Genomic DNA, 22,971 nt, shown 5'->3' with positions numbered 1-22,971 from the left:
TTAATTTCGGTTACGGTTAACTTTGATGACATCCGGCATCACGCGAATTTTACGCATAATATTGGCCAGATGAACGCGATCGAGGGTAGTGAGACGGATAAAGGCGCTGTATACGCGGCCGTCTCTCTCTTCCGTGTTGATGCTCTGAATATTGGAATTCGCGGCATTGATCGCTGCCGTCAGGTTCGCCAATGCGCCCTGATGGTTGAACATATCGACTTTGATTTCAGCGATGAACTCTTGTTCCGTCACCTTATCCCACTCTACTGCCATGAATTTTTCAGGTTCTTTCTGATAGCCGCGAATGTTGCGACAGGATTCATGGTGGATAACCAGCCCTTTACCGGGGCTGACGTGGGCGATGATCGGGTCGCCGGGGATAGGGCGGCAGCATTTGGCAAATGAGATCATGACGCCATCTGCGCCTTTGATCGGCAACTTGCGCAGCCCGGTGGTTCCCAGCTCAGACTGTTCGTTCAGCAGATTTTTCGCCACCACGACGCTCATGGCATTACCCATACCAATTTCCGCCATCAGATCGTCCAGCGTAGCGAGCTTCATGCGATCGAGCTCAAGCTGAATAGATTTCTCAGGGATATCGGAAAGTTTACGACCATTGCCCAACGCGTGGTTCAGTAAACGGCGGCCGAGGCTCACGGAATCATCACGCTTGAGGTTTTTCAGCATCTGGCGGATTTTAGAACGCGCTCTGGAGCTCACGACAAAGTTAAGCCATGCGGCGTTGGGTCTGGCGCCTGGTGCGGTGATGATTTCAACGGTTTGGCCGCTGGTGAGCGACTGTGATAGCGGGTAAGGCTGACGATCGACGCGTGCGCCGACGCACGCATGGCCGATATCGGTGTGTACCGCGTAGGCGAAATCGACGGGCGTCGCACCTGCGGGGAGTTCCACAATACGGCCTTCCGGCGTGAAGACGTACATCTCGTCAGGGAAGAGATCGGACTTCACGCTTTCGATAAATTCGAATGAGCTACCGGCGCTCTGCTGAAGTTCCAGCAGGCTCTGCATCCAGCGTTGGGCGCGTACTTGAGCAGTAGTACTGCTCTCGCCTTCTTTATAAGCCCAGTGCGCGGCGACACCCATTTCCGCCATTTGATCCATGTCGTCGGTGCGGATTTGTACTTCAACCGGCACGCCGTGCGGACCAATCAGCGACGTGTGCAGCGATTGATAACCGTTGGCTTTGGGAATAGCGATATAGTCTTTCACCCGACCCGGGCGCGGCTTATACAGGCTGTGAACCTGACCGAGCACGCGATAGCAGGTGTCCAGCTCTTTGACGATGACCCGAAACGCGTAGATATCCATGATGGAATGAAAACGCTGCTCTTTCAGGTGCATTTTGCAGTAGATGGAGTACAGGTGTTTTTCGCGGCCGCTGACGCGGCAGGCAATCCCGGCTTCCGTCAAACGCCCTTCGATTTCCGACAGGATTTTCTGGATCATTTCCTTGCGGTTACCGCGCGCGGCCTTGACGACCTCTTTAATGACGCGATAACGGTTCGGATACAGCGCCTCAAAACCCAGTTCTTCCAACTCGGTTTTGAGGTGATGGATACCCAGTCGGTGTGCCAGCGGACTGTATATTTCCAGTGTTTCGCGGGCAATGCGGCGACGTTTGTCTGGGCGTAATGAGCCCAATGTACGCATGTTATGGGTACGGTCTGCGAGTTTGATCAGGATGACGCGAATGTCCTGCACCATCGCCATGATCATTTTGCGAAAGTTTTCAGCCTGCGCTTCTTTCTTATCGCGGAACTTCAGTTTATCCAGCTTGGACACGCCCTCTACCAGTTCAGCAACGCTTTTACCAAAAAGCTGTTCCATGTCCTGATAGGTGGCGGGGGTGTCTTCTATGACATCATGCAGCAGTGCTGCCATCAGCGTTTCGTAATCGAGACGCATCTCCGCCAGAATACAGGCGACGGCAACAGGGTGTGTGATATAGGGTTCACCGCTGGAGCGAGTCTGCCCCTCGTGAGCATCACGTGCAACTAAGTAAGCCTGCTGTAAACGTTTGATCTGATCTTCTGGCAGATAACGTTGAATCAGCAGATTAAGGCTTTCAAAAATGTACAAGGGCGACTCGTGGTGTGATTAACGACGGCCTTCAGCAATCGCGGTAACCGCCTGAATCTCTGCGGCTTCCTGCTCTTGCTGTTCCTGACGGTCACGAACATCCAGAATCTGGTTGTTGATCAGACCTTCTTCGATTTCACGCAGTGCGATCACGGTGTACTTATCGTTTTCTTCAGGAACCAGCGGATCTTTGCCGCCAGTCTGGATTTGACGGGCGCGACGAGCAGCGACCAACACCAGGTCAAAACGGTTACCAATTTTCTCTACAGCGTCTTGAACAGTTACGCGTGCCATAATGTGCTACTCCACAGGAAATAAAATGACTGGGCATCATACTGAAAGAGGCGTCAGTCTGCCAATAGTTTGGTGATTAATGCATCATGCCGAACCTGTTGTCTGCTCAAACGCAGACGTTCGGCGCGAATAATGGTTTTCAGATCGAGCAACGCCAAATCGAAATCATCATTCACAATTAGGTAATCATACTCGCCGTAGTGCGTCATTTCAGCCACAGCCTGAGACATACGGCGGGCAATGACGTCATCGCTGTCTTGTCCACGGCCACGCAGGCGGCGAGCCAGTTCTTCTTTTGACGGCGGCAGAATGAAAATACTGCGCGCGTGCGGCATCTGTGCACGGATTTGCTGAGCGCCTTGCCAGTCGATATCCAGAAAGACATCAACACCCGTCGCTAATACCTGCTCAATGGCTGGTCGGGATGTACCGTAGTAATTGCCAAAGACTTCAGCGTGTTCCAGAAACTCGTTATCCTGAATCATACGCTTAAATTCATCGACTTCGACGAAGAAATAGTGTTCGCCGTGGTTTTCTCCCGGTCGTTTAGCCCGAGTGGTATGCGAAATCGATACCTGAGTGTCGTAAAGCGGCTGGGTTTTTAATAACGCCTGAATCAGGCTGGATTTCCCGGCTCCACTGGGAGCAGAAACGATATATAACGTGCCTTGAGCCATAATGAAGTTTTATTCATGGTTACGATGGTGAATGTAGATATGCGGCAGGAGAATGCGCATATCCCCGCATTATACACGCCAATATGTCATCAGTCGCGCTGCGATAAATTCTCCGCTGACTGTTTTTTCGTTATGTCATCGGATAAATCTTTTGCCAACGTGTCTTTTTGAGATTGCGACGCGTGTTCCTGTCTTTTTTACTGGTTCTGCAAACGATAAATCATCTTGCGGCGCGTTTGGCAATTCTCCTTTTTTCACCTCGTATTCTCCCCTTTGTTGCTATGTACTGCGGCCATTCGCTACTGGATGGCTGGAGGGATTATGTGGCTCAGGGTTTGCGCATTTTTGATCATCATTGTTGGGGGAATCAGCGGTTTTTCGGCTGCGGCCGGGGTCTGCCCCGATTGGGATAATACCCGCTCCAGCAAAGAAATGGATGCATTACGTCAGCAGTTAGAACAGTGGGATGACGTGTACTACACCGAAGGGAAAAGCCCGGTAGCAGATGATGTTTATGATCAACTGCGAGAGCAGTTAAACCAGTGGCTAGGCTGTTTTCAGCCCCAAAGCGTTGCTCCTGTTCAGTTACCCGATCATGGCAAGCAGCTTCATCCCGTTGCTCATACGGGCTTGAAGAAATTGTCCGATCGCGAGCAATTGGTGCAATGGATCACTCAGCGTGAGGATGTATGGATTCAGCCAAAAGTTGATGGTGTGGCCGTTACGCTGGTCTATCAGCACGGCAAGCTCGAATCTGCGGTTAGCCGGGGTAACGGCCTGCAAGGCGAAGACTGGACGGAAAAAGTTCGTCTGATTCCAGGAATCCCTCATTTATTAACCAATGTACCTTCCTTATTGGTATTACAGGGAGAGCTTTTCCTGAAGATGACCGATCATCGCCAGCATATTCAGGGCGGTGTGAATGCGCGCTCGGTGGTGGCAGGTGAAATGCGCCGTCATCAGCCATCTCCCGTGTTGTCGCAGATTGGCCTGTTTATCTGGGAATGGCCGGATGGCCCAAAGACGATGCCTGAACGCCTGGAGAAATTAACGGAAATGGGGTTTACCATGACGGCGGACTATACCCATGCTATTGGGTCATTCGCCGACGCGGAAAAATGGCGCCATTATTGGTATCACAACCCGCTGCCCTTCGTGACGGATGGCGTGGTTCTCCGTCAGACTAAAGAGCCGCAGGGGCGCTATTGGCGTAATACATCCGCCGACTGGGCGATAGCGTGGAAATATCCGCCTGTTCATCAGGTTGCGGAAGTCATTGATGTTGTATTTTCTGTCGGGCGGACGGGTAAGCTCGCCGTGGTGTTAAAACTTAATCCTATGAAACTGGATGATAAATCGGTCAGCAGGGTGAATGTGGGTTCGCTGTCTCGTTGGAAACAGTGGGACGTGTTGCCCGGCGATCGGGTGAGCGTCAGTCTGGCGGGTCAGGGGATCCCACGTCTGGATAACGTGGTATGGCGTAGCACTGAGCGGCTTGCCATCGTTTCCCCCAGTGAACATGATTTCCATGCTTTTAGCTGTTTTCGGTATAGTACGGTTTGCCAACAGCAATTTCTGGCGCGCTTGGTCTGGTTGAGTGGAGAACATGGGTTAAACCTGACGGGAGTGCGTGACGGAATGTGGCTGCGCTTGATGCAACATGGTTTGCTGGAAGACGTGCTGTCGTGGTTATCTCTGACGGAGGCACAGCTTAATGCAGTCACTGGCATGGGCGATAAACGGGCGCGAGATATCTATAAGAGCTTGCAGTCGGCACGACAGATGCCGTTATCCCGCTGGCTACTTGCCTTGGGGATTCCCATCCCTCGTTCAGCGCTTAATGCATTGGATAAAACGGATTGGATGACGTTACAACGACGAACTGCCGAGCAGTGGACTCAATTTACAGGGATAGGTGCGAAACGCGCGCAAGAAATTATGGCCTTTTTGCGCCACCCCATCGTTGTCGAATGGGTGGTCAGATTACGTAAGGTGGGAATTCGTGAATGATTTACAGTTCTTTGCGCTATACTGCCTGATTCGTAACATTTATGAATTTCTGCGTTTTTCTTTGGTTTGGCGGAGAAAAATAAAGATTTTTTACATTTTTGATAATTTTAATTTATGTTTTCCGGTATAGCTAATGCGAATCGCGTAATCTGATGAAACCAGAGCCGCTCCCGTCCTGTTTTACGGCATGAACTCCGTAATACTCGGAGTGTCGTATAGCTTCAGATAATAAAACAGAACACCGGAGCATTTGTCGTAATGAAGTATGTATCCACGCTTTCTCACACTAAAGTTTCTTTACTCATTGCGTTTTATGTCGGTTTTTTACTCAACATACCGATCTTTTATCGCCGTATTGGTAACCTATCTCTCTCTACTGGCGATCAGATCCCGTGGTTTATTCCTGCGATTATTGAATCTGTCGCAAGTATATTGTTAACCTTTCTCTTATTGCGGATTTTCTCACTTGGTGGGCGTTTATTCTTCCGAATCATTTCGTCGTTATTGGTCTTGATATCCGTAGCGGCGAGTTATTACATGACATTTTTTAATGTCGTGATTGGTTACGGCATTATTGCTGCGGTCATGACTACCGATATCGATTTATCCAAAGAAGTTGTGGGTGCTGACTTTATCTTATGGGTTGTGGGTATAAGTGTTTTGCCTTTGTTTTTGATCTGGATGAGTGCGTTACGTGGAACGTTACTTGAACAGGTAAAATCATCAGGTCAACGTCTCATGCCCCTGCTGACCTTAGCCGTGGTTGTGGGGATCGTCTGGTTGCCGATTCGGTACATGGATAATATTCAATCATTGTCCGAAAAAGCCTCGAATATCGACTTGCCAAGTTATGGCGGATTGGTTGCCCATTCTTATCTCCCCTCTAACTGGTTATCCGCTCTCGGCTTGTTTGCTTACACGAAATACGATGAAAGTCAGGATTCTTCAAACCTTTTTGACCCTGCTAAGGCATTTACCTACGAGGCACCAAAAAGTATTGATGATACCTACGTGGTTTTTATCATCGGAGAAACAACACGTTGGGATCATATGGGATTAATGGGTTATGAACGAGACACGACACCCAAATTATCAAAAGAGAAAAACCTGATCGCATTGCGTGGCCAGTCGTGTGATACCTCTACCAAGCTGTCCATGCGTTGTATGTTTGTGCGTGAGGGGGGCACGGAAGATAACCCACAGAGGACGCTGAAAGAGCAGAACATCTTCGCGGTATTGAAAGAGCTGGGCTTTACCTCAGAGCTGTTCGCCATGCAAAGTGAAGTCTGGTTTTACAATAGTATTGAGGCCAATAACTACGCTTTCCGAGAAATGATTGCCTCTGAGAAGCGTAATGATGGGAAGCCTGTCGATGACATGCTGTTGGTTGATGAAGTCAAAAATTCACTAGAGCGCTATCCAAAGGGGAAACACCTGATCGTGCTGCATACCAAAGGTTCCCATTATCTGTATTCCATGCGCTATCCTCGCAGCTATGCGCGTTATCAGCCGGAGTGTATGGGCGTTGATGCCTCCTGTTCGCGTGAGCAGTTGATTAATGCTTTCGATAATAGCGTGCTCTATACCGATAGCTTTATTGATAGCGTGATCGATCAGGTTCGGGATAAGAAAGCGATCGTGTTTTATGCTTCCGATCACGGTGAATCGATTGATGAAAACTATCATCTGCACGGCACGCCGCGTCAGATGGCGCCGCCTGAGCAGTTCCGTTCACCGATGATGGTGTGGACGTCGGATAAGTTTCTGGCTGATACCGATAATCTGCAAGCGTTTGAGCAGTTGAAAGCTCAGCAGCGCGTTGGTAAAACACATCGCCATGAAGAGCTGTTTGATACGATTCTTGGATGCCTGGGATACACATCGCCTGACGGCGGTATTAACCCTAAAAATAACTGGTGTCAGAAACCTGCTATACCCTAAATAATTCGAGTTTCAGGAAGGCGGCAAGGGAAGGAATCCCGATGAGCTTACTCAGGTAAGTGATTCGGGTGACTGAACGTCGCCAACGCACATGCAACTTGAAGTATGACGGGTATAATTGACATGAATCACGGACAAGGACGTCGGTTTCAGGCTGCCAATGCAAGAGATGGACACTTTAGCGGCAGCCGAAATCCTTTTGCTAAAAAGGTATTGACGCTCCAATAGGGTAGCAGTAAGATGCGCCCGCATTCGGCGAGTAGCGCAGCTTGGTAGCGCAACTGGTTTGGGACCAGTGGGTCGGAGGTTCGAATCCTCTCTCGCCGACCACCTTTCTTCCTCCGTAAGCCATTCTCAATTTTTCCCCTGTTCGATATCGTCTATTCACACTATTCGTTTATAAGACCGTTCGTTTATAAAACTGTTCGATTATAAGAATTGCCCTTTGCCATACTAATCCTTTATAAAAATAGGGTTTTATTCTGGCGCTTTCTGATGTCATGCATTGCTATATTTTCCGTGTTTTTAGTTCAGAATGTTCCCAAAAACCGAACGATAAATAGTGGGTTAATTATCCTCTTCGTTATTTATCTTTTTGTTTTTTAATAATTAAATTCAGAATTATCCTCGTTGTTTAAAAATAAGGCTGACTTTACCTAACCGTATTTAAATGTAAGTTTATGTGCGGTCAACATTCGCGATAGTTATATATTCGCTTTGTTGGAATCGTCTTTTTTATTCAAACATGGAAGATGTTTCGATCATGAAAAAAACAACACTGCTGCTTTCCACTTTAATTGCTTGTGCCATGGGAATGTCTGTTGCTCAGGCAACACAAACGGTATCTTTGGGTTATGCTCAGGCGAAAGTCGATGACTTTAAAGATCCAAAAGGGATTACCGCAAAATACCATTATCAAGGTGATTCCGATCTCGGCATTATTGGCTCTTTCACTTACCTGGGGGCAAAAGAAGATTATTATGATCGTGACTTCAATTCCAATGATACGACCAAACTTAAATACTATTCCTTAATGGCTGGACCATCCTACCGTTTTAACGATGTCGTTAGTGTTTATGGTCTAGCGGGTGTTGGTCATGGAAAAGCAGATTGGAAATACGATTACGGCAATTTTGTCGATTCAGGCAGCGAGAAAGAAACCCGCTTTGCTTACGGTGCCGGTATTCAAATTACGCCAGTAGCAAACTGGGCGATTGATATTGGCTACGAAGGCACGAAAATTTATGAAACGCGTGTCGATGCCTTTAATATTGGCGTCGGCTATCGTTTCTGATTTATCTGATATCGAAAACCGGTGGACACGTTTCCGCCGGTTAGTCGTTCTTCTTCCCTTCTTCATTTTTCATCATAAAGCTCTCTATCGATTTATTGCCATTGTAGTGAAGCCAGACGAGAAACGATTCATTATCCATCGGCTTAGCGTAAAGGAATCCCTGTATATATTTGACGCCGTGCTGTTGTAAATACATGAGCTGCTGTTTGGTTTCTACGCCTTCCGCGACGGATTGAAGATTGATGCGATGGCTCAAATTAATAATGGCATCAAGAATTGGCGCTTCTTCATCTGGTGATGAAATTGCGCTAACGAATCCCTGGTCTATTTTCAGGCAATCTAGCGGAAAGTTTTGCAGATAAGAGAGTGAACAGTGTCCGGTACCAAAGTCATCAATGGTAATCATAAAGCCATCTTCACGTAGCTGATGCAGGCGCTGTATGATTTCAGGACCGTTGCTGATGAGGTTACGTTCCGTCAGTTCCAGAGAAATGCTTAATGAATGAGAAGCGACCTTCTCTGCGAAACGGTGTACGTCTGATACAAAACCGGGATGATGCAAGTGTTCGGCTGCAACGTTGAGCCCCAGATGAAACCCCGGCTTTACCTGCCAACTGGCAATATCTGATGCCACCAGATCAAATAAGTGCCGAGTGATGGGAATAATCATACTTTCAGCTTCGGCGGCAGAGATAAATATATCAGGTCTGATCCACTTCCCGTTGCTACGTCGCCAGCGCAGTAACGTCTCAACGCCGGTGCAGGTTTGCGATTCTGCATCATAGATGGGCTGGTAATAGACGGAAAACTCGCCGTTAGCGATGCCTTTGCGGATTTCGTCGCGGAATAATAATTTACGTTTTTGCCAGTACCAGATCGCTGTAGTGAAAAGCAGAGAGAGAATAATCGCCAGTGGCAGAAACGTGAAGAAAGCCTGCTTCCAGTTCGCTATTTCCTGAGAAGCTGGGGCGGTGATATTGAGCGTAATCGGGAATCGGCTCGACCTGATTTCAAGCGCAGAGGTAGAAAATAGGCCGATGCGGGGCGTAATCGCCGGGCCAGTTTGAATCGGATGGCCGTTATCCATTTTCAGGGTAAGTTGGTAGCCGCGTATTTTGCTAATCGCAATCATGAGGTCGATCAGATATTGCGCATCGACCATGGCATAAGCGCCGTCACCCGTAAGAGGCATCTGGACGAAAATCAGCGCCGGCCGTTCTTTCACGTTGTCTGAACCAGCAATCGACAGGCTCCAGCGTTCAGAATACGTCTCTGGCAGCGGTTGTTGAATGACGCGGCTGATTGGCGTCAGTGTGCTGCCAAACGTTGAAGAGCAATAGACATTGGTATTATGGATAACGCCAATGGCACGAAAGTAAGAAAAGACCGAACCGAGGCGCTGCAATTCATCGCCGATAATGTTGCAGGGCTGACCATGGAAGCGCTGGAGACGATCTACCATCTTCCATGCCTGTGCCGAAATATTCTCGGCATGATTCATCGCGATTTGCGCAGTGGATTCCAAATCCCGCTTTACCATTAATCTGGACTCAACAAAAGTGAACAACAACCCAAGCAGCAGCGGCAGTATGCCAGCAACCAGTAGCTGCAAGAGGTTGATTTTATGTTTGTTAAGTCTGGGACTCATCCACATTTCCTTTCTGGCAGCGGAGGCCTATGTAGAGACGTCCTTTTCTCCATGTCCATGCATTAAAGGAGATCACTGAATGGTTATTATAGTGCCTATTTACTAAAAGGCAGCGCCTGCGCACACGCCCATGCGGAGCTCCATGCCCATTGGAAATTATAGCCGCCGAGCCAGCCGGTCACATCGACCACTTCACCGATGAAATACAGCCCCGGCACCGCGTTGGCTTCCATGGTTTTGGAGGACAGCGCGCGGGTGTCAACGCCGCCGATGGTGACTTCGGCAGTGCGGTAGCCCTCCGTGCCGTTTGGCTGTACGCGCCACTGTTGCAGGCTCTGTTCCATCTGTGTTTGCTGTGCGCTGTTGAGCTGTTTCAATGTGACGTCCGGCAGTTGTCCTAACGCTTGCAGACATTCAACCAGTCGTTTAGGCAGCCACTGCGCCAGCGTGTTTTTCAGACTTTGGTTTGGGTGAGCGGTGCGTTCGTCATTAATGAGCTGGGTGAGATCGCGGTCGGGCAGCAGATTGATGGTGACGAATTCCCCGGCCTGCCAGTAGCTGGAGATCTGCAAAATAGCGGGGCCAGAGAGCCCACGGTGCGTGAACAGAATGTTTTCACGGAACGTCACGCCATTTTCTGCGGTGACAACGGTAGGCACAGAGACGCCGGAGAGCGTTTGCAGCTGTTCGAGCAGCGGCTTATGCAATGTGAAAGGCACTAACGCGGCGCGAGTGGGGAGCACGTTGATATCGAACTGTGCAGCAAGCTGGTAGCCGAACGGCGTCGCGCCCAGGCCCGGCATCGACAGGCCGCCGCAGGCAACAATCAGCGATGCGCTTTGGAATGATGTGCCGTTGTTTAGCTGGATGGTGAATAGATCGTCTGATTTCTCTACCGAGGTGACTTCACTACGCAGACGGAGAGTGACGTTAGCTCGTTCGCACTCTGTTACCAGCATGTCCACGATTTGCTGTGCGGAATCATCGCAGAATAGCTGGCCGAGCGTTTTCTCGTGGTAAGCGATGCGGTGGCTGTTGACCAGACTGATGAAATCCCATTGGGTATAACGCGCTAGTGCCGATTTGCAAAAGTGAGGATTGTGGGACAGGTACGCCGCTGGTTCTGCATACATATTGGTAAAGTTGCAGCGACCGCCGCCGGACATCAATATTTTCCGGCCAGCCTTCTTGCCGTTATCGAGCAATAGCACACGCAGTCCGCGTTGTCCCGCCTGCGCTGCGCAAAACATGCCTGCTGCACCGGCACCGATGATGACAGCGTCAAACTGTTCCACAATGCATTTCTCCGATGAGTGAATAGATTTTCTTGGATGGCCGCAAGCATAAGCCACGGGGCGGCAAATTGTAGTGTTGGTTTTTGTTCGATACCAGCGTAACAATTTGCGTATTTTAGTAATAATATATAATTATTTGATTTTTATTGATTAAGTGATTTATCCGTCGATCCCCATCACATATTAAGTCAAAAAAATGTCATATTTTGCTTTTCCCGACCCCTGCTTGTCGCCGATAATGCGCCGCGTTCATGACCACTAAATGGCCTAACGTTTATGCTACATTTATTTGCCGGACTGGATTACTACACCGGCCTGATGTTGATATTGGCTTTGTTGTTTGTACTCATGTATGAAGCCATTAACGGTTTTCACGATACTGCGAATGCCGTTGCCACTGTTATTTATACCCGCGCTATGCGCGCAGAGTTTGCCGTTGTTATGGCGGGTATCTTTAACTTCTTCGGTGTACTGCTGGGCGGCCTGAGCGTAGCCTATGCGATTGTTCACCTTCTCCCCACGGATTTACTGCTGAACGTGAGTTCGGCGCACGGCTTGGCAATGGTGTTTTCCATGCTGCTGGCCGCCATTATCTGGAACCTGGGTACCTGGTATTTCGGTATTCCTGCCTCCAGTTCTCACACGCTGATCGGTTCTATTATCGGTATTGGTTTGACCAACGCGCTGCTGACGAATACTTCCGTCGTGGATGCGTTGAATGTGCCGAAAATGATCAGCATTTTCCTGTCGCTGTTGCTATCGCCGATTGTGGGGATGGTGGTTGCGGGTCTGATGCTGCTGGTGCTGCGTCGGTTCTGGAACAACAGTAAAAAGCGTAAACGTGTGCACCTGACGCCTGTCGATCGCGAGAAGCAGGATGGCAAACGCAAGCCGCCATTCTGGACGCGTACCGCGCTGATTCTATCGGCGATTGGGGTGAGCTTTTCTCACGGGGCAAACGACGGTCAGAAAGGTATCGGTTTGATTATGCTGGTACTGATTGGCGTCGCGCCAGCCGGATTCATTGTCAACATGAACGCATCTGGCTATGACATCAGTCGTACCCGCGATGCCGTTGTCAATTTGCAGGAATATTACAAGCAGCACGGCGACGCGTTGACGCACGTTATCGATCTGTCTCCGCCTGTTATTCCTGCACCGGAAAACACGATTCCCGGCAACGGCCAGAAAGAGTTTCACTGTGACAGTTCACGCGTGATGATTGCGATTGAACGTACACAGGGCCTGCTGAATAACCTGAAAAGTTACGACCAGTTGAACCCTGACGATCGTAGCAGAGTGCGTCGCCTGCTGATGTGTATCTCGGATACGATGGATCGGGTGATCAAGCTGCCAGAAACGTCGGGTGAAGATAAACGCTACCTGAGCAACCTGCGTAAAGACATGCTGCAGACAGTTGAGTATGCGCCTCTCTGGATTATCGTCGCTGTCGCACTGGCGCTGTCTCTGGGCACGATGGTGGGCTGGAAACGCGTGGCTGTGACCATTGGCGAGAAGATTGGCAAGAAAGGCATGACCTACGCACAGGGCGTTTCGGCGCAGGTGACGGCGGCTCTGTCGATTGGCGTTGCCAGCTACACCGGTATGCCGGTTTCCACCACGCACGTATTGTCTTCGGCGGTTGCCGGGACGATGATTGCTGACGGTGGTGGCGTACAGGGTAAAACGATAAGAAGTATCCTGCTGGCCTGGGTGCTGACGTTGCCTATCTCGATGCTGATGTCTGGGACGCTGTACTGGCTGGCGTTGAAGCTGATTTAACTGCGGTCATTCATCACGCATAAAAAAACGTAGGGAACGTTTTTCAACGCCGCTTGCGGCGGCCCACAGGGGGACGGACAAGGATGTTCGTCATAAAAAAAGGCGATTCTGTGGGGAATCGCCTTTTTACTTTTTATCGACGTTCATGGTGTTAATACCAGAGAGTGTGTAAGTACCAATAATTATATAAGTACGATGTTTTAATACCATATCGTCATGGCAATCAAGCTGATGACAATAAGGCCACACAGGGCGGTCGTGAGCAGGAATTGTCCCCGCACCCGCTCGCAGCGGCGAATAAACTCAGGGTCGTGATGATCAAGATAGCGTTGTGCGTAGATATAGCCTACCAGCCTGATTTGCTTGCTTGGCTGGCCGTGCGAGGTAAAGAATCCCCCTCCGTCAACGTATTGGTAAAGTAGCGGGTCACAGTCACGCAAAACCAGCAGTAACACGCGCAATGAAGAGTAGTATCTCGCCATATTAATGATGCAGACGATACATAAAGCCCAGAAAAGCGCAAATGTACTAATCATGCTTCCCTCCCGGTCGTTCTATTCGTCAGATACGATAGCCACACATTCCCGTTGCCCACCTGTGACCGATGACAAGCGTTACGATGACCTGCGACGCTTATCTACGACATTTTTCTGCGATGTTTTTCGACGACGAATAGTTATGCCACGTGCTTACGCACGATTTTATTGTCATTTTGGATAGCCAACAGCATCACGGCTAGCCCCGTTCTCGTTTTTCATCCCAGAGGACGGCGGACAGGCGCACCGCCCCCTACTTGTAGTGTAGAAGAAGAATGTTCTTTTGTGCCAGAGAGGCAGGCGCAATCGGCATGAAGGACGATTTTCGGCGAGATAATACCCTTTCTGAAAGGAGAAGCTGCGCGATTTAGCTGTGAAAAGGAGCGGTTTCTACTACACTTATCAATAGAATTAACAGGTTTGAAAACGGGTTGTGATCAACTGAACAGTCCGATACTGCGGATGAGTGCTATCCTATAATCCGCTGTTAAGTATCAGATTGGCAGGAGAAATAGCTGCTAACCCTTAATTAGTCTTTACGGAAGGAGTCTTATTATGGCTTACAAACACATCCTTATTGCTGTTGACCTTTCTCCAGAAAGCAAAGTGTTAGTGGAAAAAGCCGTTTCAATGGCGAGACCGTACAATGCGAAAGTTTCGTTAATCCACGTTGATGTGAACTACTCCGATCTCTACACGGGGCTTATCGACGTCAATCTGGGCGACATGCAACAGCGTATCTCCGAAGAAACCCAGAACGCGTTAACCGAGCTGTCACAGAACGCGGGCTACCCCATCAGCGAGACGCTGAGCGGCAGCGGCGATTTAGGACAAGTATTGGTTGATGCGATTAAGAAATACGACGCCGATCTGGTGCTGTGCGGCCACCATCAGGACTTCTGGAGCAAACTGATGTCTTCGGCGCGCCAGCTGATTAATACCGTGCATGTCGACATGCTCATCGTGCCGCTGCGTGATGATGAAGACGAATAAAAATTAGCTTTTTTTGCATTTTTTTTCAGTGACGAAAGGCACGGCTTCCAGGCTGTGCCTTTTGTTATATAACAAAAACTTATGTCAAATTTCCTTTCCTAAATTGCCGAAAAACCCTTCCTATCTCATTGGATTCTAACGTTTATCTGAAAAGAAAACGCTTGCTTAAATATCCATCGCCAGTGTTATAGTCCAGAGGACACAACATCATTTTCATCGATCCCACAAGCTTCTGCGTGTCTAAAAATAAAGAAGCAGAAGGGAGCTTATTCGTTCAATCAGGAGCTGTTCATGGCACAAATCGTATCTCTGGCGAGTTTTCTTGATTCTGTTCAACAACGCGATCCGCATCAGCCTGAATTTCTACAGGCCGTTAATGAAGTGCTTTCGACTCTGTGGCCTTTTCTGGAGCAGAACCCTCACTATGCGGATTACAGCCTGCTGGAGCGATTGGTAGAACCGGAACGTGTGATTCAGTTTCGCGTCGCGTGGACGGACGACAAAGGTCAGGTACAGGTGAACCGCGCCTGGCGTGTCCAGTTCAGCTCCGCGATCGGGCCGTACAAAGGTGGCATGCGTTTCCATCCGTCCGTTAACCTGTCGATTCTGAAATTCCTCGGCTTCGAACAGACGTTCAAGAATGCGCTGACGACGCTGCCAATGGGCGGCGGTAAAGGCGGTTCGGACTTTAACCCGAAAGGGAAAAGCCAGGGCGAAATCATGCGTTTCTGTCAGGCGCTGATGACGGAACTGTATCGTCATCTGGGCGCGGATACGGACGTTCCGGCGGGCGATATCGGCGTGGGTGGCCGCGAAGTCGGTTTCATGACCGGTATGATGAAGAAGCTGACCAACAACACCGCGTGTGTATTCACCGGTAAAGGGCTGTCGTTCGGCGGCAGTCTGATCCGTCCTGAAGCGACGGGCTACGGCCTGATTTACTTCACGGAAGCGATGCTGAAACGCCACGGTCTGAGCTTTGAAGGCATGCGCGTTGCGGTGTCCGGCTCCGGTAATGTGGCGCAGTATGCGATTGAAAAAGCGATGGAGCTGGGTGCGCGTGTGGTCACGGCATCGGATTCCAACGGCACGGTGGTGGATGAGAACGGGTTTACCCCAGAGAAACTGGCGCTGCTGGAAGAGATCAAAAATAAACGCTATGGCCGCGTGGAAGATTATGCGCGTGAAGCGAAGCTGACTTACCTTGCAGGTAAAACGCCGTGGGAAGTGCCGGTAGACATCGCACTGCCGTGCGCCACGCAGAATGAGCTGGACCTGCCAGCGGCGCAGACCCTGATTGCTAACGGAGTGAAAGCCGTGGCAGAAGGCGCGAACATGCCAACGACGATCCCGGCGACCGATGCGTTCCTGGATGCGGGCGTGCTGTTTGCACCGGGCAAAGCGGCTAACGCGGGCGGCGTAGCGACATCCGGGCTGGAAATGGCGCAGAACGCGGCGCGTTTGGGCTGGAAAGCCGAGAAGGTGGATGCGCGTCTGCATCACATTATGCTGGATATTCACACTGCATGTGTGCAGTACGGCGGCGAAGGCAACCAGACTAACTACGTGCGCGGTGCCAACGTGGCGGGCTTTGTAAAAGTGGCCGACGCGATGCTGGCGCAGGGTGTGGTGTAACGCCTTAGTCCTTCTTAGCGCCTGTATTCGCAGGCGCTCTTACCCGTCATACTTCAAGTTACAGGTGTGTTGGCTGCGCTACTCGACACACTTGCGTGTGTCTCGCTCCGTTGGAGCCGCTGCAAGCAGCGTTCAAACCAGCCTCTAGCAGGTTTGTCAGTCACCCGAATCACTTACTTGAGTAAGCTCATCGGGATTTCCTCTCTTGCCGCCTTCCTGTAACTCGAATTATTTAGGGTATGTACACGCCAATTATTTAAAATATATACATTTCTTGCTGGACACCGCTTCCTGCCTTTCTTTATCTTAATCAGCATTGCGTATCGTCGGGTTTCTGTTCCTGACTTCCGGTACAACCCGTTCTCCTCAAGGCTTACACCATTGTGAAAATCAAACACCTTCCTTTCGATCAGAATCGTAATGGCTGGTCGGTAGATCTTATCGATAAACCGAATTACCCACAGCAGCGTGGAAAAATAACCGCGGACTGGCTGGTGATCGGCGCAGGCTATGCGGGGATCGCCTTTGCACAGCGTCTGGCTGAACAGCGCCCGGATAAACACATTATCCTGCTGGATGCGGGCGAGATTGGCGACAATGCCTCTGGGCGTAATTCTGGTTTCGTCATCGATTTGCCGCACAATATCGGCAGCTCGACGGCCGAGCTGGAAAAAGCGGCGGCTTATCGCCGTCTGTTGCAGTCCGGCGTGGCGCATCTGAAAGAGAAGGTGGATCGCCATGCTATCGCGTGCGACTGGAGCGTGGCGGGTAAATATCACTGCGCGGTCAGTTCGACGTTCAACGGCCTGATCGATACCTATGTCCGTGAATTGGACGATCTGGGTGAATCCTATCAGGTGGTGGAAAAAGACGAGCTTGCTCGTCGCCTCGGCACATCTTTCTATCATCGCGCCGTGTATACCCCCAATTGCATTCTGCTAAACCCGGCGGCGCTAGTGGTCGGGTTGGTGGCGAACCTGCCGAAGAACGTGACGGTTTACGCCCATTCTCCGGCTCTGAATATCGAGACAGGTTCGCGCATTCGCGTGGAAACGCCCTATGGCGAGATTCAGGCGGATAAGCTGATGATGGCGATTAACGGCGCGGCGCGTGGCTTGCCGTTGTTCAATGGTCGGGTGTTTGCCGTGGCGACTTTCGCGACGCTGACGGAACCGCTGAATGCGGAACAGATAGCACGTATGGGCGACATGCCGGACTGGGGGCTAACGCCGGTCAATGCGCTAGCCAGTGCCACACTACGCTATACGCGTGACCATCGTTTCCTGATTCGGGAGCATGTGAAATTTGCCCCGGAGCTGGTCAATAGTGCGGTAGAAACCGGACGCCACGCGCGGCGTCATGCGGCTATTTTTGCCCGCATGTTCCCACAGTTGAGTGATGTGAAAATGGCGCATACCTGGTCAGGGCTGATTAGCGTCACACGCAACGGGGCACCAATTTGGGGACAGCTAAGCGACAATGTGTACGCGTCAGCAGGCTGTAACGGGGCAGGTCTGTCGAAGCAAACCGCTGCCGGACATATTCTGGCGGATTTGGCACTGGGTGAAGACAACCCGCTGATTGGCGATATGCAATCGCTCGGGCAGGCGAACTACCTGCCGCCACGCCCTTTCCTGGATGTGGGGGTGAACGGTTACCTGACGAGCGAACGCTGGAAAGCCCGCAGCGAGAGATAATACTGCCAGCCATTGGCAGGCAGTATCTCTACGATCTCTCCATTATCACCGCTCGACACACGCGGTCAGCCATTTCGGCTTCCCGCGAAGCGTCGGTTAGTTTATGGCCGCGATTATCGTCAGTTGATCGTTCAGCCGCTGTTTGGTCAACGCGTTGGTGGCGCTGTCGCGCTGTTGCGTCAGCTCCGCCACGTGTTTCTCCCTCTGCGCGGTATCCGGCAGCAGCAGCGACTTCACGTTGATGGATTGCACATTGCTATAGCGGCCATCGTCTGAGGTTGGCACGCTGATTTTTCCGCTGTTGAGCAGCGATTCGACGATGTGGCGTTCGCGTTCATAGCCCTGCAATCCAGCCAGCTTCCAGCGCTGCGGCACAGTGCCTTCGTATTGGCCTTTTTTCACCTCGGTCAGATAGCGGATGGTCAGGTTACGAATTGTGCCCGCTTCTTCGCCATATTCCGCTTTGGTGTCCGACAGTACCGGGAACTGCCTACCTTCCAGCACACCGCCTTTTTGCGTCAGGTGGCCCATACGGTAGCTATTCATACCCAGACGAATCGGCATGTCGTCGGTAACCGGCGTGCCGTTATTCATTTTCAGGTCGGTAATGCGTTGCCCGGCAGGTTTTGTCAGGTCGATGGTGTACGTCACGCCGTCGAAGAAATCATTGGTGGAATATTTGGACGCGCGGCGCTGTGGATTGAAACTGTAAGTCACATCGCCGTCTTGTTGCTGGTTGAAATAACCCGCTGACCATTCCATATATTTCTTCAGTTCTTTTCCTGTGAGCTGATAAACCGTGATTTCACCGCCAGCATATTGATAGTTAAAGGCAATGTCCTTTGCGGAGATGGTGCCGACGTTCAGCTTGGGCCGATCGTTATCAATTTGCAGTGCGATAACCTGCGCTTTGGGGGCGTAATGGCGGCTGGCTTCCTGGAACAGGGCGCTGATACCCGTGTCCTGTACGTGTACCTGAGGAATGCCTTTCACGGCATCTTGCGGTACCAGATCGTGCCCGAGGAGCTGAGCAATCGGACGGTTGGCGTTGGCACGCAGGGTATTGTGATAAGGTTCGTAGATATCTTCCATCTTGCGGTCAGAATCCACGTCCTTAATTGAATAGGTATAGCTGTCTTTGTTGATCAGTACGTATTTGCCGTTCTGCTGTTCAAACTGCAAATCGATGCGCGACAGTGCGCGGCCATATTTGTCTGGTTCGGTGACGATCACACCATTTATCACCTCTTTATCCACTTTTACGTGCATATGGCCCGCGACAATTGCAGCTAGTTCTGGGTTCGCGCGAGCAATGTCGCCCACGCCAGTGCCCGGCCGCTGGTTCTCGTTATCGATGCCCATATGGGCGACCAGCACGATGGCGTCGACCTTATCGTGAATTTGCTGGATCACGGTTTTTACCGCCCCGACGGGATCGGTGAAGTTCAGTCCTTTCACGCGGTCAGTGCCTTTGGCGAATTCAGCGGTCATCGGCGTATCCATCCCGATGATGCCAATTTTCACTCCCTGCCGTTCGACAATTTTATAGGCGGGTAAGTAAGGTTTACCGCTTTCCCAAAAAATGTTGCCTGCCAGCGCGGTGCCTTTGAACTGGTCAAGCGAGGTGTTGAGCACGTTCAGGCCGAAATCGAACTCGTGGTTGCCCATTACCCAAACGTCATAATTCAGGGCGTTGAAACCGAGGATCATCGGGCTGGTTTTGTCATTTTTGAAGGTTTCGACAAAGTTGCCCTGAATCGTGTCGCCCGCATCAACCAGAATGACATTCGGCTGCTGTGCGCGGACTTTATGCACCTGCGTGGCGATCTGGCTCAGGCTGCCCGCCATGTTGGCGGTATCGGTGGCGTAATCCCAGGGAACAAAGGTGCCGTGCAGGTCGGATGTCCCCAGAATCGTAATATTTATCGGTTCTTGAGTGGCCATAGCAGAAGTACTCAAACAAAGCAGAAGTGACAAAAGCGTTTTTTTCATTATGTCATCTTAGTGTCATAAAAGGGGATAGCGCGAAATTATGCGATTTGCTTCGCATTTGTGCTACAGACTTTGCAAATACAGCATAGGAAATGCGAAGCAGGCTAAGTTTTTAGCCGCTGATGCGTGTAACGGCGCAGCGGCGAGGTGTGTCAGGCGGGGAGGTAGAAATCGAAGCGGTGGCTTTTGGTTTCCAGCATGGACTGTGCCGGTACGCCGGCCAGCGGCGGTGCATAGTCTGGTCGTTTTACCACGACGCGTTTTTTCGCCAGCGCGCGTGCGGGCTCCAGCAACGCATCGGCGTCGTCATCCGCGCCGACCAGCGATTGAAACACGCGCATCTCTTTCTTCACCAGCGCGCTTTTTTGTTTGTGCGGAAACATCGGATCGAGATAAACCACATCCGGCGGCGGCGTGATGTCGCGTAGCGCGGTCATGCTCGATGCGTGCAGCAGCGTGAGCCGCGCTTGTAGCCACGGGCCAATTTCCGCATCCCGATAGCCACGCTGCAATCCGTCGTCCAGCAATGCCGCAACCACCGGATTGCGTTCCACCATGCGTACCCGACAGCCTAATGCTGCCAGCACAAAGGCATCACGCCCCAGCCCGGCCGTCGCATCCACGACATCCGGCAGGTAATCTTTTTTGATACCCACCGCTTTAGCGACCGCCTCGCCGCGTCCGCCGCCAAAGCGACGACGGTGCGCCATGGTTCCGGCGACGAAATCCACGAAGATAGCCCCGAGTTTCGGTTCATCCTGCTTGCGCAATTCCAGTCGTTCCGCGGTCAGCACCAGCGCCATTACCGCATCGGGATCGGAAACCAGCCCCCAGCGTGCGGCCAGAGAAGATAAGGCGCCACTATCGGCGCCTTCTTCTGCGATTAAGCAGATGCTCATCCTTTGATGCCGTAATGCGCGAGCATGGCGTCCAACTGCGGTTCGCGGCCACGGAAGCGTTTGAACAACTCCATTGGTTCTTCGGAACCGCCGCGGGTCAGGATGTTGTCCAGGAACGACTGGCCGGTTTCACGGTTGAAGATCCCTTCTTCCTCAAAGCGGGAATAGGCATCGGCTGCCAGCACGTCGGCCCACAGATAGCTGTAATAGCCTGCGGCATAGCCGCCCGCGAAGATATGGCTGAATGCGTGCGGGAAGCGGCCCCAGCTCGGGCTTGGCACCACGGCCACCTGTGCTTTGATTTCGGCCAGTGTTGGCAGAATCTGAGCGCCTTTCGCGGGGTCAAACTCGGCGTGCAGACGGAAATCGAACAGGCCGAATTCCAGCTGACGCAGAATGAACAGTGCGGCCTGATAGTTCTTCGCCGCCAGCATTTTATCCAGCAGTTCCTGCGGCAGCGGTTCGCCGGTTTCGTGATGGCCGGAGATAAAGGCCAGCGCTTCCGGTTCCCAGCACCAGTTTTCCATGAACTGGCTCGGCAGTTCGACTGCATCCCACGGTACGCCGTTAATGCCCGCCACACCGGCGGTATCGATCTGGGTCAGCATGTGGTGCAGGCCGTGGCCGAATTCGTGGAACAGCGTGGTGACTTCGTCGTGGGTAAACAGAGCTGGTTTGCCGTTGACCGGACGGTTGAAGTTACACACCAGATAGGCGACCGGTTTTTGCAGTTCGCCGTTGCCTTTACGCAGTTTACCCGCGCAGTCATCCATCCAGGCTCCGCCGCGTTTGTGCTCGCGAGCGTACAAATCGAGGTAGAAGCTGCCGCGCAGCTCACCGCTTTCATCGAACAGATCGAAGAAGCGAACATCCGGGTGCCAGATATCGACGTCTTTACGTTCTTTCGCGGTGATGCCGTAGATGCGTTTAACCACTTCAAACAGGCCGTTTACCGCACGGTTTTCCGGGAAGTATGGGCGAAGCTGCTCATCGCTGATGGAATACAGGTGCTGCTTTTGCTGCTCGCTGTAATAGGTGATATCCCAGGCCTGCAACTCCTCCACACCGTAGTGTTCTTTGGCGAAAGCGCGCAGCTGCGCGAGTTCTTCTTCCGCCTGTGGACGGGCGCGCTTCGCCAGATCGGTCAGGAAGTCGAGTACCTGCTGCGGGTTTTCCGCCATTTTGGTCGCCAGCGACTTGTGCGCATAGCTATCGAAGCCCAGCAGCTGTGCCAGCTCGTGACGCAGCGCCAACTCCTCCGCCATGATCTCGCTGTTGTCCCATTTACCCGCGTTCGGCCCCTGATCGGAGGCACGGGTACCAAAGGCGCGGTACATCTCTTCACGCAGCGCCTGATTGGTGCAGTAGGTCATTACCGGCAGGTAGCTTGGGATATCCAGCGTCAGCAGCCAGCCATCTTGTTCTTTGGCCTCAGCCTGCGCTTTGGCTGCCGCCAGTGCGCTTTCCGGCATGCCATCCAGTTCGGTGACGTCGGTAATCAGCTTGCTCCAGCCCATTGTGGCATCCAGCACGTTGTTGCTGTACTGCGAGCCAAGTTCGGACAGGCGGGCGGAAATTTCGCCGTAGCGTTTCTGTTTTTCCGGCGACAGGCCGATACCGGACAGTTCAAAATCGCGTAGCGCGTTATCAACGGATTTCTTCTGCGCTACGCTCAGCGCGGTGTAGTGCTCGCCGTCGCGCAGGCTGCGATAGGCCTGATAGAGACCAGCATGTTGGCCGACCCAGGTGCTGTGTTCAGACAGCAGCGGCAGACATTGCTCATAAGCACCGCGCAGCTCTGGGCTGTTCTTCACGGCGTTCAAATGGCTGATGGGGGAAAAAATGCGGCTAAGACGATCGTCGCTGTCCGCCAGCGGCTGACACAGATTATCCCATGTAAACGGCCCCGCTTGCGCCACCACACGTTCTACCGTCTCGCGGCATTCATCCAATGCGGATTTTACCGCTGGGACAATATCTTCCGTTTTGATGCTGGAGAACGGGGGCAGGGTAAATGAAGTCAGTAATGGATTCGTCATGGTGCCGTCCTGATAATTGTAGGTGATCTCGTTGCCGGTAAGTGGAATCTGTTGAATATAGGCCGGCAAGGCGGATATTGACTGCAGATTAATAACTAAGATGAGGTCAAGCGTCGTGAAAATCAATGGTGAAGGGAGG

Annotated in this window: 16 protein-coding genes and 1 tRNA gene; 8 read left to right on the top strand and 9 right to left on the bottom strand. The window is 51.5% G+C overall.

Annotated elements, in window-relative coordinates:
- The 3 genes from spoT to gmk are packed head-to-tail and all read right to left on the bottom strand — an operon-like array spanning position 1 to position 3,071.
- Positions 1-2,100 carry a bifunctional GTP diphosphokinase/guanosine-3',5'-bis pyrophosphate 3'-pyrophosphohydrolase gene (gene spoT / locus I2D83_RS21820; RefSeq protein WP_015842293.1) on the bottom strand — a complete coding sequence of 700 codons (2,100 nt, stop codon included), beginning with the start codon at positions 2,098-2,100 and terminating at the stop codon, positions 1-3.
- An 18-nt stretch (positions 2,101-2,118) separates the two neighbouring features.
- Positions 2,119-2,394, bottom strand: a complete 276-nt coding sequence (gene rpoZ / locus I2D83_RS21815) for a DNA-directed RNA polymerase subunit omega (protein WP_005968230.1) — start codon at positions 2,392-2,394, stop codon at positions 2,119-2,121.
- Between the two features lie 53 nt (positions 2,395-2,447).
- Positions 2,448-3,071, bottom strand: a complete 624-nt coding sequence (gene gmk, locus I2D83_RS21810) for a guanylate kinase (RefSeq protein WP_015842292.1) — start codon at positions 3,069-3,071, stop codon at positions 2,448-2,450.
- A gap of 321 nt (positions 3,072-3,392) precedes the next feature.
- Between gmk and ligB the strand changes: the two genes are divergently transcribed.
- From ligB to I2D83_RS21790, 4 genes are all read left to right on the top strand, one after another.
- Positions 3,393-5,081, top strand: coding sequence for an NAD-dependent DNA ligase LigB (gene ligB / locus I2D83_RS21805; RefSeq protein ID WP_205947296.1), 1,689 nt, complete (start codon positions 3,393-3,395; stop codon positions 5,079-5,081).
- A 258-nt stretch (positions 5,082-5,339) separates the two neighbouring features.
- Positions 5,340-7,022 carry a kdo(2)-lipid A phosphoethanolamine 7''-transferase gene (gene eptB / locus I2D83_RS21800; protein WP_194431374.1) on the top strand — a complete coding sequence of 561 codons (1,683 nt, stop codon included), beginning with the start codon at positions 5,340-5,342 and terminating at the stop codon, positions 7,020-7,022.
- Between the two features lie 253 nt (positions 7,023-7,275).
- Positions 7,276-7,352: transfer RNA gene (locus tag I2D83_RS21795), tRNA-Pro, on the top strand.
- 433 nt (positions 7,353-7,785) lie between these two features.
- Complete coding sequence (locus I2D83_RS21790; RefSeq protein WP_043882008.1) at positions 7,786-8,316, top strand: Ail/Lom family outer membrane beta-barrel protein; 531 nt, start codon at positions 7,786-7,788, stop codon at positions 8,314-8,316.
- 40 nt (positions 8,317-8,356) lie between these two features.
- On the opposite strand, the gene I2D83_RS21785 is transcribed toward I2D83_RS21790, so the two are convergent.
- Both I2D83_RS21785 and I2D83_RS21780 read right to left on the bottom strand, forming a co-directional pair.
- Positions 8,357-9,964, bottom strand: coding sequence for an EAL domain-containing protein (locus tag I2D83_RS21785; RefSeq protein ID WP_194431375.1), 1,608 nt, complete (start codon positions 9,962-9,964; stop codon positions 8,357-8,359).
- Positions 9,965-10,059: 95 nt separating this feature from the next.
- Entirely contained in the window at positions 10,060-11,259 is a 1,200-nt protein-coding gene (locus I2D83_RS21780) for a BaiN/RdsA family NAD(P)/FAD-dependent oxidoreductase (protein WP_194431376.1), read from the bottom strand.
- Positions 11,260-11,535: 276 nt separating this feature from the next.
- Here I2D83_RS21780 and pitA point away from each other — a divergent pair, with 276 nt between their 5' ends.
- The gene (gene pitA / locus I2D83_RS21775; RefSeq protein ID WP_181830091.1) at positions 11,536-13,041 is read left to right on the top strand and encodes an inorganic phosphate transporter PitA; all 1,506 of its coding nucleotides are present in this window, start codon (positions 11,536-11,538) and stop codon (positions 13,039-13,041) included.
- A 200-nt stretch (positions 13,042-13,241) separates the two neighbouring features.
- On the opposite strand, the gene uspB is transcribed toward pitA, so the two are convergent.
- On the bottom strand, positions 13,242-13,577 hold the full coding sequence (gene uspB, locus I2D83_RS21770; RefSeq protein ID WP_181830092.1) for a universal stress protein UspB: 336 nt from the start codon (positions 13,575-13,577) through the stop codon (positions 13,242-13,244).
- Between the two features lie 555 nt (positions 13,578-14,132).
- Here uspB and uspA point away from each other — a divergent pair.
- The 3 genes from uspA to I2D83_RS21755 all read left to right on the top strand — a co-directional run bounded on the left by uspA (position 14,133) and on the right by I2D83_RS21755 (position 17,902).
- The gene (gene uspA / locus I2D83_RS21765; RefSeq protein WP_015842285.1) at positions 14,133-14,570 is read left to right on the top strand and encodes a universal stress protein UspA; all 438 of its coding nucleotides are present in this window, start codon (positions 14,133-14,135) and stop codon (positions 14,568-14,570) included.
- Positions 14,571-14,861: 291 nt separating this feature from the next.
- Positions 14,862-16,205, top strand: coding sequence for an NADP-specific glutamate dehydrogenase (gdhA, locus tag I2D83_RS21760; RefSeq protein WP_015842284.1), 1,344 nt, complete (start codon positions 14,862-14,864; stop codon positions 16,203-16,205).
- Between the two features lie 383 nt (positions 16,206-16,588).
- On the top strand, positions 16,589-17,902 hold the full coding sequence (locus I2D83_RS21755; RefSeq protein ID WP_205947295.1) for an NAD(P)/FAD-dependent oxidoreductase: 1,314 nt from the start codon (positions 16,589-16,591) through the stop codon (positions 17,900-17,902).
- Between the two features lie 96 nt (positions 17,903-17,998).
- On the opposite strand, the gene I2D83_RS21750 is transcribed toward I2D83_RS21755, so the two are convergent.
- From I2D83_RS21750 to prlC, 3 genes are all read right to left on the bottom strand, one after another.
- The gene (locus tag I2D83_RS21750) at positions 17,999-19,894 is read right to left on the bottom strand and encodes a bifunctional metallophosphatase/5'-nucleotidase (RefSeq protein WP_205947294.1); all 1,896 of its coding nucleotides are present in this window, start codon (positions 19,892-19,894) and stop codon (positions 17,999-18,001) included.
- A gap of 152 nt (positions 19,895-20,046) precedes the next feature.
- On the bottom strand, positions 20,047-20,793 hold the full coding sequence (rsmJ, locus tag I2D83_RS21745; RefSeq protein WP_015842281.1) for a 16S rRNA (guanine(1516)-N(2))-methyltransferase RsmJ: 747 nt from the start codon (positions 20,791-20,793) through the stop codon (positions 20,047-20,049).
- A complete protein-coding gene (gene prlC / locus I2D83_RS21740) occupies positions 20,790-22,832 on the bottom strand; it encodes an oligopeptidase A (protein WP_181845549.1) in 2,043 nt (680 codons plus the stop codon). The genes rsmJ and prlC overlap by 4 nt, the downstream gene beginning before the upstream one ends.
- Between the last annotated feature and the right edge of the window lie 139 nt (positions 22,833-22,971).

The sequence above is a fragment of the Pectobacterium aroidearum genome, from assembly GCF_015689195.1.
GTDB classification, from domain to species: Bacteria; Pseudomonadota; Gammaproteobacteria; order Enterobacterales; family Enterobacteriaceae; genus Pectobacterium; species Pectobacterium aroidearum.
The sequence above is the reverse complement of the archived record's forward strand: the minus strand, read 5'-3'. Positions and strand labels throughout refer to the sequence as shown.